This is a genomic window from Enterococcus sp. DIV1767, from assembly GCF_050542585.1.
GTDB lineage: Bacteria > Bacillota > Bacilli > Lactobacillales > Enterococcaceae > Enterococcus_D > Enterococcus_D innesii.
In genome coordinates, this window is record NZ_CP172936.1 from 255289 (window position 1) to 272940 (window position 17652).

At 43.4% G+C, this 17652-nt stretch carries 21 protein-coding genes; 15 read left to right on the top strand and 6 right to left on the bottom strand.

The window, feature by feature from the left end:
- The first annotated feature begins 6 nt into the window (after nucleotides 1-6).
- Both deoD and IGI78_RS01230 read left to right on the top strand, forming a co-directional pair.
- Entirely contained in the window at nucleotides 7-711 is a 705-nt protein-coding gene (deoD, locus tag IGI78_RS01225; RefSeq protein ID WP_005226852.1) for a purine-nucleoside phosphorylase, read from the top strand.
- A gap of 198 nt (nucleotides 712-909) precedes the next feature.
- Entirely contained in the window at nucleotides 910-2097 is a 1188-nt protein-coding gene (locus IGI78_RS01230; protein WP_201705640.1) for an iron-containing alcohol dehydrogenase, read from the top strand.
- 53 nt (nucleotides 2098-2150) lie between these two features.
- Here the strand turns inward: IGI78_RS01230 and IGI78_RS01235 are convergent, their stop codons facing one another.
- The 4 genes from IGI78_RS01235 to rpiA form a co-directional block, all read right to left on the bottom strand.
- Nucleotides 2151-2798, bottom strand: a complete 648-nt coding sequence (locus tag IGI78_RS01235; RefSeq protein WP_429967606.1) for an SGNH/GDSL hydrolase family protein — start codon at nucleotides 2796-2798, stop codon at nucleotides 2151-2153.
- Nucleotides 2799-2899: 101 nt separating this feature from the next.
- On the bottom strand, nucleotides 2900-3586 hold the full coding sequence (gene gpmA / locus IGI78_RS01240; protein WP_005226871.1) for a 2,3-diphosphoglycerate-dependent phosphoglycerate mutase: 687 nt from the start codon (nucleotides 3584-3586) through the stop codon (nucleotides 2900-2902).
- Between the two features lie 192 nt (nucleotides 3587-3778).
- A complete protein-coding gene (locus tag IGI78_RS01245) occupies nucleotides 3779-4360 on the bottom strand; it encodes a recombinase family protein (RefSeq protein ID WP_077453912.1) in 582 nt (193 codons plus the stop codon).
- Nucleotides 4361-4512: 152 nt separating this feature from the next.
- The gene (rpiA, locus tag IGI78_RS01250) at nucleotides 4513-5187 is read right to left on the bottom strand and encodes a ribose-5-phosphate isomerase RpiA (RefSeq protein ID WP_194194968.1); all 675 of its coding nucleotides are present in this window, start codon (nucleotides 5185-5187) and stop codon (nucleotides 4513-4515) included.
- A 304-nt stretch (nucleotides 5188-5491) separates the two neighbouring features.
- On the opposite strand from rpiA, the gene rpsL reads away from it, so the two are divergent.
- From rpsL to tuf, 4 genes are all read left to right on the top strand, one after another.
- On the top strand, nucleotides 5492-5905 hold the full coding sequence (rpsL, locus tag IGI78_RS01255; protein WP_003127956.1) for a 30S ribosomal protein S12: 414 nt from the start codon (nucleotides 5492-5494) through the stop codon (nucleotides 5903-5905).
- A gap of 70 nt (nucleotides 5906-5975) precedes the next feature.
- On the top strand, nucleotides 5976-6446 hold the full coding sequence (rpsG, locus tag IGI78_RS01260) for a 30S ribosomal protein S7 (protein WP_003127957.1): 471 nt from the start codon (nucleotides 5976-5978) through the stop codon (nucleotides 6444-6446).
- A gap of 80 nt (nucleotides 6447-6526) precedes the next feature.
- Nucleotides 6527-8611 carry an elongation factor G gene (fusA, locus tag IGI78_RS01265; protein ID WP_077453910.1) on the top strand — a complete coding sequence of 695 codons (2085 nt, stop codon included), beginning with the start codon at nucleotides 6527-6529 and terminating at the stop codon, nucleotides 8609-8611.
- A gap of 148 nt (nucleotides 8612-8759) precedes the next feature.
- Entirely contained in the window at nucleotides 8760-9947 is a 1188-nt protein-coding gene (gene tuf, locus IGI78_RS01270; protein ID WP_005226902.1) for an elongation factor Tu, read from the top strand.
- Between the two features lie 129 nt (nucleotides 9948-10076).
- Here the strand turns inward: tuf and IGI78_RS01275 are convergent, their stop codons facing one another.
- A complete protein-coding gene (locus tag IGI78_RS01275) occupies nucleotides 10077-10802 on the bottom strand; it encodes a nitroreductase family protein (protein ID WP_430618216.1) in 726 nt (241 codons plus the stop codon).
- Nucleotides 10786-12231, bottom strand: a complete 1446-nt coding sequence (locus IGI78_RS01280; protein ID WP_430618217.1) for a PLP-dependent aminotransferase family protein — start codon at nucleotides 12229-12231, stop codon at nucleotides 10786-10788. The genes IGI78_RS01275 and IGI78_RS01280 overlap by 17 nt, the downstream gene beginning before the upstream one ends.
- Nucleotides 12232-12338: 107 nt before the next feature.
- Here IGI78_RS01280 and thiD point away from each other — a divergent pair, with 107 nt between their 5' ends.
- The 9 genes from thiD (at nucleotide 12339) to rpsC (ending at nucleotide 17651) form a co-directional block, all read left to right on the top strand.
- Nucleotides 12339-13169, top strand: coding sequence for a bifunctional hydroxymethylpyrimidine kinase/phosphomethylpyrimidine kinase (gene thiD / locus IGI78_RS01285; RefSeq protein ID WP_430618220.1), 831 nt, complete (start codon nucleotides 12339-12341; stop codon nucleotides 13167-13169).
- 340 nt (nucleotides 13170-13509) lie between these two features.
- Complete coding sequence (rpsJ, locus tag IGI78_RS01290) at nucleotides 13510-13818, top strand: 30S ribosomal protein S10 (protein ID WP_003127966.1); 309 nt, start codon at nucleotides 13510-13512, stop codon at nucleotides 13816-13818.
- Nucleotides 13819-13840: 22 nt separating this feature from the next.
- Nucleotides 13841-14470 carry a 50S ribosomal protein L3 gene (rplC, locus tag IGI78_RS01295; RefSeq protein WP_003127967.1) on the top strand — a complete coding sequence of 210 codons (630 nt, stop codon included), beginning with the start codon at nucleotides 13841-13843 and terminating at the stop codon, nucleotides 14468-14470.
- Between the two features lie 29 nt (nucleotides 14471-14499).
- Complete coding sequence (rplD, locus tag IGI78_RS01300) at nucleotides 14500-15123, top strand: 50S ribosomal protein L4 (RefSeq protein WP_005226910.1); 624 nt, start codon at nucleotides 14500-14502, stop codon at nucleotides 15121-15123.
- Entirely contained in the window at nucleotides 15123-15416 is a 294-nt protein-coding gene (locus IGI78_RS01305) for a 50S ribosomal protein L23 (RefSeq protein ID WP_005226911.1), read from the top strand. Before rplD ends, IGI78_RS01305 begins: the two co-directional genes overlap by 1 nt.
- 39 nt (nucleotides 15417-15455) lie before the next feature.
- Nucleotides 15456-16289: a 50S ribosomal protein L2 gene (gene rplB / locus IGI78_RS01310; protein WP_005226912.1), complete on the top strand. Its 834-nt coding sequence runs from the start codon at nucleotides 15456-15458 to the stop codon at nucleotides 16287-16289.
- A 42-nt stretch (nucleotides 16290-16331) separates the two neighbouring features.
- Entirely contained in the window at nucleotides 16332-16610 is a 279-nt protein-coding gene (rpsS, locus tag IGI78_RS01315) for a 30S ribosomal protein S19 (protein WP_005226914.1), read from the top strand.
- A 23-nt stretch (nucleotides 16611-16633) separates the two neighbouring features.
- Nucleotides 16634-16981: a 50S ribosomal protein L22 gene (rplV, locus tag IGI78_RS01320; RefSeq protein WP_003127973.1), complete on the top strand. Its 348-nt coding sequence runs from the start codon at nucleotides 16634-16636 to the stop codon at nucleotides 16979-16981.
- Between the two features lie 13 nt (nucleotides 16982-16994).
- Nucleotides 16995-17651 carry a 30S ribosomal protein S3 gene (rpsC, locus tag IGI78_RS01325; protein ID WP_005226916.1) on the top strand — a complete coding sequence of 219 codons (657 nt, stop codon included), beginning with the start codon at nucleotides 16995-16997 and terminating at the stop codon, nucleotides 17649-17651.
- Nucleotide 17652: the final 1 nt, after the last annotated feature.

Below are 17652 nucleotides of genomic sequence, written 5' to 3' on the forward strand. Positions count from 1 at the left end.
AAACGAATGAGCGTTCATATCGAAGCAAAAGCAGGCGAGATCGCAGACAAAATCTTGTTACCAGGTGATCCACTGCGGGCAAAATATATTGCTGAAACATTTTTAGAAGACCCGATCTGTTACAATAATGTTCGGGGGATGCTGGGCTATACAGGCGTTTATAAGGGCGAGCGGGTCTCTGTCCAAGGAACTGGCATGGGCATGCCTTCAGCGAGCATCTATGCCCATGAATTGATCAACTCTTACGGCGTGAAGAAATTGATTCGGGTCGGTACGTGTGGTGCCATCTCAAAAGATGTCCACGTGCGTGATCTTGTGATTGCCCAAGCGGCAGCAACAAGTTCATCGATGGTGGCAAAAAACTTCCAAAGTTTCCATTTCCCACCAATCGCTGACTTTGCACTGTTGCGTAAAGCCTATGATACAGCGATTGAATCAGGATTTACGACCCACGTCGGCAACATCTTATCTGAAGATACCTTCTACAAAGATGACATGACGGAAACGTTACAGTTGGCAGACCTTGGGGTGATGGGTGTTGAGATGGAAGCTGCAGCCTTATACTATTTAGGGGCGAAATTCCACGTTCAAACCTTAGCAATCTGTACCGTCAGCGACCACATCATTACTGGAGAAGAAACAACGCCAGAAGAAAGACAAACGACGTTTAACGACATGATCAAAGTTGGCTTGGAAACAGCGATCGCTTAAAAAAGATACCACAGGATCGGTGTATGAACGATGCGAAGGCTGCTTGCTTTTGATAGAGCAAGCAGCCAAATCGTATTGGTTTGCATGCAACCGAGAATGTGTTATCTTTTTTTGTTGGCAAAAAGCCACGAAGAAGCGTTGCACTTTTGCCAGAAAATGGTTTAATGGAAAGAAAAGGTGTAAAAAGGAGACGAGACAATGAATAATTTTACGTTTCATGTAACGACGGACATTCGTTTTGGGAAAGACCGTCTGAACGAATTGCCAGAAGTACTGAATACATTTGGAAAAAACGTCTTGCTAGTCTATGGTGGCGGCAGTATCAAGAAAAACGGTTTGTACGATGCAGTCATGGCGCAATTGACTGCCAACGGCAATCAAGTCACTGAATTGACTGGTGTCGATCCAAATCCACGAATCGAAACCGTTCGTCAAGGAGCCGCTCTTTGTCGTTCAGAAAAGATCGACGTCATTTTAGCTGTTGGCGGCGGTTCTGTAATTGATTGCAGCAAAGTGATCGCCGGGGCGGCTTGCAGTGAGCAAGAGCCTTGGGACTTAGTGCTTTCCCGCAGCTATCAAGGACCAGCGATCCCATTAGTAACGATCTTGACCCTTGCGGCTACCGGCAGTGAAATGAATCGCGGCGCAGTGATCTCTAATCTAGAAACGAAACAAAAACTTGGCGTTCACGGACCCGAATTTTTACCGAAAGTATCCTTTTTAGATCCAACAACGACTTTTAGTGTCAGTCGCTATCAAACCGCTGCCGGCTCAGCGGATATCATGAGCCATCTGATTGAAAATTATTTCAGTAAAACAGAAGGAACAGATGTCCAAGACGGTGTAGCAGAAGGATTGCTAAAAGCAGTCATTAAAAATCTGCCCATCGCATTAAAGGACCCCACGGACTATGATGCACGGGCGAATTTGATGTGGGCGAGCACCTTAGCCTTGAATGGTTTGACTGGAAGCGGCAAAGGTGGAGCATGGTCTTGTCATGCGATGGAGCATGAGTTGAGTGCGTTTTATGACATTACTCATGGCATCGGCTTAGCGATCCTGACTCCACGCTGGATGCTTCATGTATTGAATGAAGAAACGGCGCCGAAATTTGCGCGTTTTGCCAGAGAAGTCTTTGGTGTCCAAGAAGCAGTGCCAGAATTAGCTGCCCGAATGGGGATTCAAAAACTCTATGACTTTTTTGCTTCTTGCGATATTCCGATGACTTTGCCAGAAGTAGGGATCGCCGATGACACCCATTTTGCTGAAATGGCGGCTCAAGCAGTTCAATTCAGCTCGATTGCAACAAATGCCTATGTACCGCTGCAAGAAGAAGACGTGATTGCAATCTACCAAGATTCATTGACTCCTTCAACCTATCTCTAATCATAAAAAAAGACCGTTCCTGCGACTTAGTTGTCGCGGAGCGGTCTGTTTATTTACCCTTCAGAAGAAAAAGCCAAACGGGTCATTAGCTGATCTGCAATCAAGGCGTGTCCAGCAGGAGTGGGGTGCACACCGTCATCGCCTGTCAGAGCCTGTGGGGAGCTAGCAACGGCTGCTTCGGCAAACAAGCCATCCAGCGGCAGCAGCTGACAATGAAAGGCGGCAGCTAAGCGACGAACGATTTGGATTTTTGGATCAAGATCGATGCGCCAGGTTTGGCGATCTTCAGGATATGGCAAAACAAAAGGTTCCAGTAAGAAAATGCGTGTGATCCCCTGTTGGGTCACTTGTTCCAGAATTTGACGGTAGGTTGCCTCAAAGGACGTTGCGGCCTCTTCTGAACCAAAATCGGGACCACCGGCATTGTGCCACGTGTCGTTGATCCCAATCATAAAGACCAGAACGTCAGGCGCTAATTGGAGGCAATCTTCTTGGAGACGGGCTAAGACATCGGCAGCTTTGTTGCCGCCGATCCCCCGATTATAAAAGGTAAATCCTGCAGTGGGGAATGTTTCTGCCAGCTGATCGGCAACGAGACGGGCAAACCCATGTCCTAAATCGTGGGGATCTTGGCGATTACGATCGCAATCTGTGATGCTATCACCTAAAAATAAAACGGTATCATTTTTGACTAGTTTCATAATAAGCTCCTTTCGAGTACGCCCTCAATTATAAGAGAGGGGGGAGCAAATGCCAATAAAAAAACTGCCCTTTTTTAAAAAAGGGCAGCGATAAGCGAGGCTTATAAGTAGTATTTTTTCGCAACAGTCAAATCATCGTTCAATTCATAAACAAGTGGTTGACCAGTTGGGATCTCAAGATCCATGATATCTTCGTCAGAAATACCTTCGATATGTTTTGCTAATGCGCGTAGAGAGTTTCCGTGAGCCGCAACTAAGACAGTTTTGTCGTCTTTTAATGCTGGGGCAATTTCATCTTGCCAGAAAGGCAATGCACGTTCTAAAGTAACTTTTAAGTTTTCGCCACCAGGTACGTCGCGAGGGTCAAGCATTGCATAACGACGGTCGTTTGCAGCAGAACCTTCATCTGAAGCTTCCATCAATGGAGGTAAAACATCGTAAGAACGACGCCAGATGTGTACTTGTTCGTCACCGTATTTTTCAGCAGTTTCTTTTTTATTTAAACCTTGTAATTTACCGTAATGACGTTCGTTTAAGCGCCATGATTTGATCGTTGGTACCCAAAGTTGATCAGAATATTCTAAAATGTAATTACAAGTTTTGATGGCACGAGTTAAAACAGATGTGTAAGCAACGTCAAATTCGATGCCTGCTTCTTTGATTTTACGTCCGCCTTCGATTGCTTCTTCGACACCTTCTGGCGCTAGATCAACATCAGCCCAACCGGTAAACTGGTTTAATTTGTTCCATTCGCTTAGTCCATGACGAGAAAATACTAATTTTGGCATGTAAAACTCTCCTTTAGATATTCGATATTTTTCTGAAATTTTCAATTCCGTATTTATTGTACACTCTTTCTCAAAGAATTTCCATGGTTTTGGAGGAAAAGCTGGGGAAAACGCCATTCTTAAGGAAAAACAAATGAGGATCTTTAAAAAACGGACCGCTTTTGTTTTATGCTGTTCTAGGAGAGTCGACAACTATGAACGTAACTTGCGCCATTCTTCTTCGGATAATTTTATGTATTTGTAGCAGGTACCTACAGAAACACCGCATTTCTCAGAAATATATTGAATCGTTTCTTTTTTCTCGTAGTACAAATGACGGATTTTTTTGATCGTCTTCGGATCGATCTTCGGACGACCGCCAATTTTGCCTTTTTTGCGGGCTTTGTTTAAGCCGACTAGCGTGCGCTCTTTGATCAATGAGCGTTCCATGATCGCAAGTCCTTCCATCAAATTGAAGTATACTTCACCCATCGGTTCACGCGTGTCGATGTTTTCTGCTAACGAAACCAAATGTAGTTCTCGCTGCTTTAATAGATCAGTAAGCTCGGTCAGCTGTCGGGTCGTTTTTCCTAAACGATGCAGTTCCGTAACAACTAAAGTGTCGCCGGGCTGCATCTGGGCCACCACTGACTCCAATGAATGATTTTCTTCACTTTCTTCCAAGCTATAGGTTTCGTGGAAATAGTCATTACAACCGAATTCCTTAAGTTTGTTTATTTGTTCACTTGTGGAGTTATCGGTAATCGTTGAGCGAGCATAACCTATGATTTTCATAAAACCCTCCTACCTTTCCCTTTTTATTGAATGTATCATAATTACTTCTTAAATGATAGGGTAATTTGCACAAAAAAGCATAAAAACAAGTATGGTTGAAGATAAATAACAAAAAAAGAAGAAGCGGCGAGGCTTCTTCTTTTTTGTTATTCTTAGCGGACCTGCTTTGTACTTGGTCCTGTAGGTAGACCAATGATGATGGTGTGAACCATATCCAAAAACAAACCGTGTTCCACCACGCCGACCGTAGCATCTAATTCTTGTGCCAATTCGTTAGGTGCTGTGATGGTTTCTAGATGGAGATCGATGATGTAATTGCCACAATCTGTTTTCAATGGTTCGCCTTCTTCATTTAAACGTAGTTTTGGACGATAGTTTTTCTTATCGAAAAGACGTAGCAGTTGCTGACTACCATAAGGAATCACTTCCACTGGAAGGGGAAAGGCACCAAGGGACTCGACCATTTTGGATTCATCGACGATCCACAAGACTTTCTTAGAGTTAGACGCCACGATTTTTTCAAACAAAAGAGCCGCACCGCCCCCTTTGATCCCATGGTAATCCTGGCTGATCTCATCTGCACCGTCGATCGTAAGATCCACAGCATCCACTTCATCAATGGTGCGAATCGGGATGCCTAGCCCTTCTGCTTGTCTTTTCGATGCCCAAGAAGTGGGGACACCAGTGATCGATAGACCCTCTTCTTTTACACGTCGACCCAGTTCTTCAATCATGTAGTAGGCTGTTGAGCCAGTGCCCAAACCAACCACCATGCCGTCTTTTACATAACCAGCCGCTTCAATGCCGACCATTTCTTTTAGGTTCATTTTCTTCCCGCCTTTTTTTAATAGATGCTTTGTTTCTATTATATAGGAAGAAGTGTAAAAATTGCGGATTTTTTCGTAACAGATTTCTTTTGAAAAAAGCTCGGGAGGATACTTGACAGGTAAGAATAAGCATGATATTCTATCAAAGGTGCTTTATCTACAGGTCTCTCGTTGGAGACGTGCTGACTGTCTATCAAAGCATAGTTGATATGAATGCAGAGAATGCATTATTTTTTATCGCAAAAAAAGAACCACCTGGATGTGTGGGACTATAAAGCGAATCAAGGAAGGAGGACAACTAGGGATGCCTACAATTAATCAATTAGTACGTAAACCTCGTAAATCCAAGGTTGAAAAATCAAATTCACCAGCATTGAACAAAGGATATAACAGTTTCAAGAAAGCTCAAACGAATGTTAACTCACCTCAAAAGCGTGGGGTAGCTACTCGTGTGGGAACTATGACACCGAAAAAACCGAACTCAGCTCTACGTAAATATGCGCGTGTTCGTTTGTCAAACTTGATTGAAGTGACAGCTTATATTCCAGGTATCGGACACAACTTACAAGAACACAGCGTGGTCTTGTTACGTGGTGGACGTGTAAAAGACTTACCAGGGGTACGTTACCATATCGTTCGTGGTGCATTGGATACTGCCGGTGTTAACGATCGTAAACAATCTCGTTCTAAATATGGTACAAAACGTCCTAAAGCTTAATCTTTAAGACAAACAGATCAAATGAATCTTATTTAAATCAGAACTGATATCTCGGAAGGAGGAGTTACGGATGCCTCGTAAAGGTCCTGTTGCAAAACGTGATGTTTTACCAGATCCTATTTATAACTCAAAATTAGTAACTCGTTTGATCAACCGTGTAATGGTTGATGGTAAACGCGGTGTTGCTGCAAATATTATCTACAATGCTTTTGGCATTATCAAAGAATCTACAGGAAATGATCCATTGGAAGTTTTCGAACAAGCAATGAAAAACATTATGCCTGTATTGGAAGTTAAAGCTCGCCGTGTCGGTGGTTCTAACTACCAAGTACCAGTAGAAGTACGTCCTGAACGTCGTACAACTCTAGGTCTTCGTTGGGTGGTAAACTACGCTCGTTTGCGTGGCGAACACACAATGGAAGAACGTCTTGCAAAAGAAATCATGGATGCAGCAAACAACACTGGTGCTTCTGTGAAAAAACGCGAAGACACACACAAAATGGCGGAAGCCAACCGCGCATTTGCTCACTATCGTTGGTAAGATCCTCACTGCTTTTTATTGGAAGGTACTGAGACAACCTTAGCTTAAGTTAAGTAAGAATGAGAGGGGAACAACCTAGAATGGCAAGAGAATTTTCGCTAGAAAAAACTCGTAATATCGGGATCATGGCCCACGTTGACGCTGGTAAAACAACGACAACTGAACGTATCCTTTATTACACAGGTAAAATCCATAAAATTGGAGAAACACATGAAGGTGCTTCTCAAATGGACTGGATGGAACAAGAACAAGAACGTGGGATCACAATCACTTCTGCTGCGACAACTGCGCAATGGAAAGAAAACCGCGTAAATATCATCGATACACCAGGACACGTGGATTTCACGATCGAAGTTCAACGTTCATTGCGTGTACTTGATGGTGCTGTAACTGTATTGGACTCACAATCAGGTGTAGAACCTCAAACAGAAACAGTTTGGCGTCAAGCGACAGACTACCGCGTACCACGTATCGTATTCTGTAACAAAATGGACAAAATTGGTGCAGACTTCTTATACTCTGTATCAACTTTACATGATCGTTTACAAGCAAATGCTCACCCAATCCAATTACCAATTGGTGCGGAAGATGACTTTACTGGTATTATCGACTTAGTAAAAATGAAAGCTGAAATCTACACAAATGACTTAGGAACTGAAATCCAAGAGACTGAAATTCCTGAAGAATACGTAGAATTAGCTGAAGAATGGCGCGAAAAATTAATCGAAGCTGTTGCGGATACTGACGAAGAACTAATGATGAAATTCTTGGACGGTGAAGAAATCACTGAAGAAGAATTGAAAGCTGGTATTCGTCAAGCAACATTGACTGTTGACTTTTTCCCTGTTCTTTGCGGATCTGCCTTTAAAAACAAAGGGGTTCAATTGATGTTGGATGCAGTCATCGACTACTTGCCTTCACCACTTGATGTTCCTGCGATCAAAGGGGTAAATCCTAAAACAGACGAAGAAACTGATCGTCCGGCTGACGATGAAGCACCATTTGCTTCATTAGCATTTAAAGTAATGACTGACCCATTCGTAGGTCGTTTGACATTCTTCCGTGTGTATTCAGGTATCTTGAACTCTGGATCATACGTATTGAATGCTTCAAAAGGCAAACGCGAACGTATCGGTCGTATCCTACAAATGCACGCCAACACTCGTGCTGAAATCCAAACAGTATACTCAGGCGATATCGCCGCTGCTGTTGGTTTGAAAGACACAACAACTGGGGACACGCTTTGTGATGAAAAAGCACCAGTAATCCTTGAATCAATCGAATTCCCAGAACCAGTTATCGAAGTCGCTGTTGAGCCTAAATCAAAAGCTGACCAAGATAAAATGGGGGTTGCTTTACAAAAACTTGCTGAAGAAGATCCATCATTCCGTGTGGAAACAAACGCTGAAACAGGCGAAACTGTTATCGCTGGTATGGGAGAACTTCACTTGGACGTCTTAGTTGACCGTATGCGTCGCGAATTTAAAGTTGAAGCAAACGTAGGTGCGCCTCAAGTTTCTTATCGTGAAACATTCCGTGCAGCAACACAAGCGGAAGGTAAATTTGTACGTCAGTCTGGTGGTAAAGGTCAATACGGTCACGTATGGGTCGAATTTACACCAAACGAAGAAGGTAAAGGCTTCGAATTCGAAAACGCGATTGTCGGTGGTGTGGTTCCTCGTGAATACATCCCAGCAGTTGAAAAAGGACTTGAAGACTCAATGGCGAACGGTGTCTTAGCCGGTTACCCATTAGTAGACATCAAAGCAAAACTTTATGATGGTTCATACCATGATGTCGATTCAAGTGAAACTGCCTTCCGTGTTGCAGCCTCTATGGCTTTACGTGCTGCAGCGAAGAAAGCAAACCCAGTAATTCTTGAACCAATGATGAAAGTAGTTATCACTGTACCAGAAGATTACTTAGGTGATGTTATGGGTCACGTAACTGCTCGTCGTGGACGCGTAGAAGGAATGGAAGCACACGGTAACTCACAAATCGTGAACGCAATCGTGCCATTAGCTGAAATGTTCGGTTACGCAACAACACTTCGTTCATCAACACAAGGTCGCGGTACGTTCATGATGACATTTGATCACTATGAAGATGTACCTAAATCTGTTCAAGAAGAAATCATCAAGAAAAACGGCGGCAAAGCTGAATAATTGATGGAAGTATAGGAAATTAAGTAAAAAGCTATATTTTTTTCTGAGTTTCGTGTACAATATTATCGATGATAAGGGATGGGGAGCTGCGGCTCCCTACCTATCAAATATAAAAAATAAACTGCATTTTTAGGAGGAACATTTTAAAATGGCAAAAGAAAAATTTGACCGTTCTAAACCCCACGTAAACATTGGTACGATCGGACACGTTGACCATGGTAAAACTACACTTACAGCTGCTATCACAACTGTATTATCTAAAAAAGGTTTGGCTCAAGCTTCAGCTTACGACCAAATCGATGGCGCTCCAGAAGAACGCGAACGCGGAATCACTATCTCAACTGCTCACGTTGAGTACGAAACTGAAGCACGTCACTATGCTCACGTTGACTGCCCAGGACACGCGGACTACGTTAAAAACATGATCACTGGTGCTGCTCAAATGGACGGCGCGATCTTAGTAGTATCTGCTGCTGATGGTCCTATGCCTCAAACACGTGAACACATCTTGTTATCACGTAACGTTGGTGTACCATACATCGTTGTTTTCTTAAACAAAATGGATATGGTTGATGACGAAGAATTACTAGAATTAGTTGAAATGGAAGTTCGTGACTTATTGTCAGAATATGACTTCCCAGGCGACGATGTTCCTGTAATCGCTGGTTCTGCTTTGAAAGCTCTTGAAGGCGATGCTTCATACGAAGAAAAAATCATGGAATTAATGGCTGCAGTTGACGAATACGTTCCAACTCCAGAACGTGACACTGACAAACCATTCATGATGCCAGTCGAAGACGTATTCTCAATCACTGGACGTGGTACTGTTGCTACAGGCCGTGTTGAACGTGGACAAGTTCGCGTTGGTGACGAAGTTGAAATCGTTGGTATTGCTGAAGAAACTGCTAAAACAACTGTAACTGGTGTTGAAATGTTCCGTAAATTGTTAGACTATGCTGAAGCAGGGGATAACATTGGTGCATTGCTACGTGGTGTTGCTCGTGAAGACATCCAACGTGGACAAGTATTGGCTAAAGCTGGTACAATCACACCTCATACAAAATTTAAAGCTGAAGTTTACGTTTTAACAAAAGAAGAAGGTGGACGTCATACACCATTCTTCACTAACTACCGTCCTCAGTTCTACTTCCGTACAACTGACGTAACTGGTGTTGTTGAATTACCAGAAGGAACTGAAATGGTTATGCCTGGTGATAACGTAACAATCGACGTTGAATTGATCCACCCAATCGCTATCGAAGACGGAACTCGTTTCTCAATTCGTGAAGGCGGACGTACTGTTGGTTCAGGCGTTGTAACTTCAATCCAAGCTTAATTTGATTGATCGAAGAGCAAAAGCGTACGCGCTTTTGCTCTTTTTTTCGACTCTTGTAGAAAAAAAGCCGCGCTCTCTAGCGTTGATGAATCCGTTACGGTTCATCGAAGCTAAAGAGCGCGGTGCTTTTTATTTTATTAGTTTTTGCTTCTTCAAGAAGGCGTCAAATCCTTGGTCAGGGCGATTGCTGTAAAACCCAGCAAATTTTTCTGACCATGGTTTGGTTTCACGGGCTTCTCCAAAAGCAGTCATCGTTTGATCGTAGGCTTCGATCGCATCATAAGAATAGTCCTGGTAGTGGTTGTAATGAATGACCGCTTTTTCTGGCAAGCGAGGTTTGACCTTCATTTCTACGATTGGTTTACCGATGCTCAAGCCAGCCACAGGATAGACGTATTCCGGTAAGTGCAGCAATTCAGCGATTTTGGCGCTGTCTTTGCGGACACTGCCAGAAATGACGGTGCCTAAGCCCAGTGATTCAGCAGCGATCGCACCGGATTGCAAAGCGATGCTGGCATCAGTGGTGGCGATCAATAATGGCTGATAGCCCTCATCGATTGGATAGGGGGTCTGTTTTTTGTCAGCAACTTTTTTGGTTCGGTTTAAATCTGCGAGAAACAGCAGAAAGAGCGAACTTGCTGCGATATGAGGATTGCCGGGATTCCATTCGACCATTTGTTGGCGGATCTGCGGGTCGTCGATCACCAGGATCGAATAGGCTTGCCCATTCATCCAGCTTGGTGATCGACGAGCGGCAGTCAAAATCGCGGTTACTTGCTCTTGGCTCAAGCGATAGTCAGGGTCAAATTGTCGGTAAGTGCGGTGGTTGTGCAAAAGCTCAATGGTTTCGTTCATAGGTTTGCTCCTTTAACTGTTGGGTGATTTTTGTGAATCGTTCTTGAAATCGTGGTAAATCATCTTTGGCTAAGCGGGTATAGTTCAAACGCAAGCCATTCGTATCGTTACTGAAAAGAAAAGCAGGTGCTACTAAGCAATCGTTCGCCAAAAAGAGCGACCAATCTTTGCGAGTCAATGTGCGGTGACGCCAAGTCAACCACAGGTAAAGACCGCCTTTCGTCGACTGCCATTGCCAATCCTCCTGAAATGCCAGTAAGAGTTGATGTAGGTCTTGCTGGCGCTGGGCCATTTCTGTAAGCAGTGTCCGCTGCTGCTGGTGGTAATCAGAGGAGCGTAGGGCGATATTGGCAAGGACTTGCGGGAAGATCGTGGTATCGATCGCCATCCGTTTTTTCGCTTGGGCAAATTGGTCGGCTAACGCTTCTGGCACCAAAAGCCAGCCGATTTTGATTGATGACCCAAGTAATTTTGAAAGCGAGCCTAAATAAATGACGGTTTCGGGAGCCATGGATTTTAGCTTGGGCGGTACTTCCTCAAAAGCCAACTCGCTAAAAACATCATCCTCAATGATCGGTACTTGGTAGGTCTGGCAAAGGCGGATGATCGCTTGGCGCCGATGCTCACTCATAGTATGGCCCGTTGGGTTTTGGAAGGTGGGGTTCAGATAGACGAATTTGATCTTCTTTTCCTTCAGCACTTTCTCCAACGCGGCGGGTCGCATCCCTTCGCTATCTTGTTTGATCCCAATCAACTGGACATTCATCGTGGAAAACAAGGGGAGAGAGAACAAGAAAGAAGGATCCTCTGTCGCGATACAGTCCCCCGCTTGCAGCAGCACTTGCATTAGTAACGTAATTCCTTGTGTCGAACCGGCAGTAATTACTAGTTTTTGACCGCTAGTGGGCAAATTGAAGGAATCCGCAAGGTGCTGCAATAAGATTTCTTGCAGAGGCTCGTAACCAGTTGGCAAAATTTTGGTGCTTTCTTTGCGAATCTCTTCCCATGTAAAGGCAGGAAACGTGAAGTCGGGGATCAGATCGGCAGGTAGATCACCTGTATACAGATCCAGCACATCTTTTTCAGCACGTAAATGTTGGATTTGTTGAAGGTAAGGGTCTTGCTGCAAGTAAGGGCTGCTTAAAGACGAGCGTAAATAAGAAAGTGGGGTTTGGCGGTTCCCCCAGCGACCTTCTAACACACGAGAACCACTGCCTTGTTTTCGTTCAATCCATCCTAAGCTTTTCAATTCATCTAACGCTTTGACGACGGTGGAACGGTTGACGTCAAAAGTCTGAGCAAGGCTGCGCTCTGGTGGTAAACGATCCCCAGGCCCATAGGTTCCTGCTTGGATCTCTTCAATAAAATGGGTCACGATCTGCTGGTAAATCGGTTGTTTCTTTTGCTTGTCGATACTTGATGAAGCCATCCTACACCACCTTTTTCAATTGGATGGTTTAAAAATAAGCCAAATGGCTCTTTTCGTCAAGGGGAAGATTGACTATACTTAGCAAAAAGCACAAGGAGATGAAGAAGATGGAAAAAGTCATATCAATTGCCGGGTCTGATTCAACCGGTGGTGCCGGGATCGAAGCAGATTTAAAAACGTTTCAGGAGTATGGTGTCTTTGGTTTTGCTACGATTGCTTCGATCGTCACGATGGATCCACAAGCGGGTTGGAGCCATGAAGTAACAGCAATGGAACCAGCGCTTGTCGAAAAACAATTGATCTCCGCCTTTGCAGGTGATCCGATGGATGCCCTTAAAACGGGGATGTTAGGCAATGAAGACAATATTGTACAGGCAGCGCAGATGATCCAACAGCAGCAAGTCAAAAATGTGGTGATCGATCCCGTCATTGCTTGTAAAGGGACTGCAGAAATCTTACAGCCGAAAAGTGTCGATGCCATCATCACGCATTTGTTGCCTTTAGCAGATGTTGTCACTCCTAATTTAGTAGAAGCGGGGATTCTTTCAGGTTTGGGTGATTTGACGAGTGTGGAAGCCATGAAGCAAGCTGCTGAAAAAATCCATCAATTAGGTGCTAAATACGTCGTGATCAAAGGCGGTCATCGATTGCCAGGAGCAAAAGCCATCGACCTTGTTTATGATGGAGAATCCTTCCTCCTGTTGGAAAGTGAAAAAATCGCTACTGATTTCAATCATGGGGCAGGCTGCACCTTTTCAGCGGCAATCGCTGCTGGTCTTGCAAAAGGCAAACCCGTCGTGGAAAGTGTTCGTTTAGCAAAAGCCTTTGTCACAGCGGCGATCAAAGAAGGAGTGGTCATCAATCCTTATGTGGGCCATGTGTGGCATGGTGCCTATACTCACGCCCAAGACCGTATGAAGGAAGAAGCACCGCAATAGCAGGTTTTCTTCTATATTAATAGGAATTGAAGAAGCGCTTAAAAGAAGCGGTCAACGCTTCTTTTTTTTTGTTTCGAAACTAAAAGAAAATTTTCTGAAAGAAATGCAAAAGAATCCCGGTTTTTCCATAAAAAAAGCTTGCAATCAATGTTTATCCGTAATATAATCATAAAGGTGCTGTTTACGTAAATACGTAAGTCACACTGGCAGCAAAGAAATTTTCTGCCGGCTACGAAACGAGAGGTTGCGACACGCCCGGACGCTTTGCCATGGACGAGCGTGACGGAAAATTTTCGTGGAGCTATGTCTACTTTTCAAAATAGGCGAAGGAGGGAAAACAATGGCAAAACAAAAAATTCGTATCCGTTTAAAAGCGTATGAACATCGTATTTTAGATCAATCAGCGGATAAAATCGTAGAAACTGCAAAGAGAACTGGAGCTGGCGTATCTGGTCCAATTCCATTACCAACTGAACGCAGCTTGTACACGATCATCCGTGCGACGCACAAATACAAAGATTCACGCGAACAATTCGAAATGCGTACACACAAACGTCTAATCGACATTGTGAATCCAACACCAAAAACTGTTGATGCTTTAATGAAGCTAGACTTGCCAAGCGGTGTTAATATCGAAATCAAACTATAATAATTAAGATGGAGGTGTAATCATGACCAAAGGAATCTTAGGGAAAAAAGTGGGAATGACTCAAATCTTCACTGAATCTGGCGAATTGATTCCAGTAACTGTAGTAGAAGCTACACCAAACGTAGTGCTACAAGTGAAAACAATCGAAAATGACGGCTACGAAGCAATTCAAGTCGGCTACCAAGATATGCGTGAAGTTTTGTCTAACAAACCTGCGAAAGGTCATGTTGCAAAAGCAAACACGGCTCCTAAGCGCTTCATTCGCGAATTCAAGAATGTAGAGCTAGAGGGCTTAGAAGTAGGATCAGAAATCAAAGTTGATATTTTTGAAGCAGGAGACATCATCGATGTAACCGGCACTTCGAAAGGTAAAGGATTCCAAGGCGTTATCAAACGTCACGGACAAAGCCGCGGACCAATGGCTCACGGTTCTCGTTACCACCGTCGTCCTGGATCAATGGGTCCAGTTGCACCTAACCGTGTATTCAAAAACAAACGTCTTGCTGGACGTATGGGCGGAAATCGCATCACGATCCAAAACTTGGAAATCGTACGCGTAGACGCAGAACGCAACGTTATCTTGATCAAAGGTAATGTACCTGGCGCGAAAAAATCATTGATTACAATCAAATCAGCTGTGAAAGCTAAATAAGTAGATAGGAAGAAAGGAGGAACTAAGGAATGCCGAATGTAGCATTATTCAAACAAGATGGAAGCCAAAATGGCGAAATTACATTGAACGAAGAAATCTTCGGAATCGAACCAAATGAATCAGTTGTCTATGATGCAATCATCATGCAACGCGCTTCATTAAGACAAGGAACACACGCTGTGAAAAACCGCAGTGCCGTTCGTGGCGGTGGCCGTAAACCATGGCGCCAAAAAGGAACTGGACGTGCCCGTCAAGGTTCAATCCGTTCACCACAATGGCGTGGAGGTGGCGTAGTCTTCGGACCAACACCACGTTCATACAGCTACAAACTTCCTAAAAAAGTTCGTCGCTTAGCAATGAAATCTGTATTGTCAGAAAAAGTTGCTTCAAATAACTTGGTAGCAGTAGAAGGATTAAGCTTTGATGCTCCAAAAACAAAAGAATTCAAACAAGTTTTAGCTAACTTGACAATTGACTCTAAAGTATTGGTAGTTTTAGAATCTGAAAACGACTTTGCCGCTTTATCTGCGCGCAACTTGCCAAAAGTTTCTGTAGTTACTGCTGATAACATTAGTGTTTTAGACATCGTTTCTAACGACAAAATGTTAGTGACACAAACTGCTCTTACTCAGATCGAGGAGGTGCTTGCATAATGAACTTACTAGACGTTATTAAACGCCCAGTGATCACTGAAAAATCAATGCTTGCCATGGATGACAAGAAATACACTTTTGAAGTGGACACAAAAGCTAACAAAACTTTAGTAAAACAAGCTGTAGAAGCTGCCTTTGACGGAGTGAAAGTGGCAAACGTGAACATCATCAACGTTCGTCCGAAATTCAAACGCATGGGTAAATATGCAGGATATACAAAAAAACGTCGCAAAGCTGTTGTGACTTTAACTGAAGATTCTAAAGAAATCCAAATTTTCGAAGCTGCTGAATAAGCAACTCACGCATAAACTTTACATGGGAGGGAAAAAGACGTGGCGATTAAAAAGTACAAACCTACCACGAACGGCCGTCGTAATATGACAAGTTCTGATTTCGCTGAAATCACAACTTCAACACCAGAAAAAACATTGTTAGCTCCTTTGAAAAACAATGCTGGTCGTAACAACAACGGACGTATCACGGTTCGTCATCAAGGTGGCGGTCACAAACGTCAATACCGTTTGATCGATTTCAAACGTAACAAAGACAACGTCGTTGCTACGGTTAAAACGATTGAATATGATCCAAACCGTTCTGCTAACATTGCGTTAGTACATTACGAGGATGGAGTAAAAGCATACATCTTAGCACCTAAAGGATTAGAAGTTGGCATGACTGTCGTTTCTGGTCCAGATGCAGATATTAAAGTAGGGAATGCATTACCACTAGAAAACATTCCAGTCGGTACTGTTATCCACAACATCGAAATGAAACCTGGTAAAGGTGGACAATTGATTCGTTCAGCTGGAACAAGTGCTCAAGTACTTGGTAAAGAAGGCAAATACGTATTGATCCGCTTGAACTCTGGTGAAGTACGGATGATCTTAGCATCATGTCGTGCAACAATCGGTTCTGTTGGTAATGAACAACACGAATTGATCAACATCGGTAAAGCCGGTCGTTCTCGTTGGATGCGCAAACGCCCAACTGTACGTGGTAGCGTAATGAACCCTAATGATCACCCACACGGTGGTGGTGAAGGTAAAGCACCAATCGGACGTAAAGCACCAGTTTCTCCTTGGGGACAACCTGCACTTGGTTACAAAACACGTAACAAAAAAGCAAAATCAGACAAACTTATCGTTCGTCGTCGTAAAACTAAGTAATATACTTGACCGTGTGTCGCACATTTTGAGAGGAGGTACACCATGGGTCGTAGTTTGAAAAAAGGACCTTTTGTCGATGACCATTTGATGAAAAAGGTCGAAGCACAAGAAGGCGCTGAAAAGAAAAAAGTGATCAAAACTTGGTCACGTCGTTCTACAATTTTCCCTAATTTTATCGGATTTACAATTGCTGTGTATGATGGACGGAAACATGTACCAGTTTACATCCAAGAAGACATGGTAGGACACAAATTAGGTGAATTTGCACCAACAAGAACTTATCGCGGACATGCTGCCGATGATAAGAAAACAAGACGCTAATTTTGAGGGGAGGATATCCAAAAATGGCAGAACAAATCACATCAGCGAAAGCAACTGCTAAAACAGTCCGCGTTTCTCCTCGTAAATCTCGTCTAGTTATTGACTTAATCAGAGGGAAAAGCGTTGCTGAAGCAATCGCGATCTTAAAGTTCACACCAAATAAAGCAGCTGGAATCATCGAGAAAGTCTTGATGTCAGCTATTGCCAATGCAGAAAATAATTTTGACTTAGATGTTGAAAACTTGATTGTTTCTGAAGCATTCGTAAACGAAGGACCAACGATGAAACGTTTCCGTCCACGTGCGAAAGGTTCAGCTTCACCGATCAACAAACGTACAAGTCATATTACTGTAGTCGTATCAGAAAAATAAGGAGGGACAATCAGTGGGTCAAAAAGTACATCCAATTGGAATGCGTGTAGGCATCATCCGTGACTGGGATGCTAAATGGTATGCTGAAAAAGAGTATGCTGAATTTCTACATGAAGATTTGAAAATCCGTAAATTTATCGCATCTAAACTTGCTGATGCCGCTGTGTCTACAGTTGAGATCGAGCGTGCAGCAAACCGCGTGAATATTTCAATCCACACAGCTAAACCAGGTATGGTTATCGGTAAAGGCGGATCTGAAGTCGAAAACCTAAGAAAAGAATTAAATAGCCTAACTGGCAAACGAGTTCACATCAACATCGTTGAAATCAAAAAACCAGATTTAGATGCTAAATTAGTAGGCGAAGGAATCGCACGTCAATTAGAAAACCGTGTTGCTTTCCGTCGTGCGCAAAAACAAGCGATCCAACGCACAATGCGTTCTGGCGCTAAAGGAATCAAAACACAAGTTTCTGGCCGTCTAAATGGTGCGGATATCGCTCGTTCAGAAGGTTACTCAGAAGGAACCGTTCCACTTCATACATTACGTGCGGACATTGATTACGCATGGGAAGAAGCAGATACAACATACGGAAAACTAGGAGTTAAAGTGTGGATTTATCGTGGAGAAGTTCTTCCAACTAAAAAGAACACTGAGAAAGGAGGGAAATAAA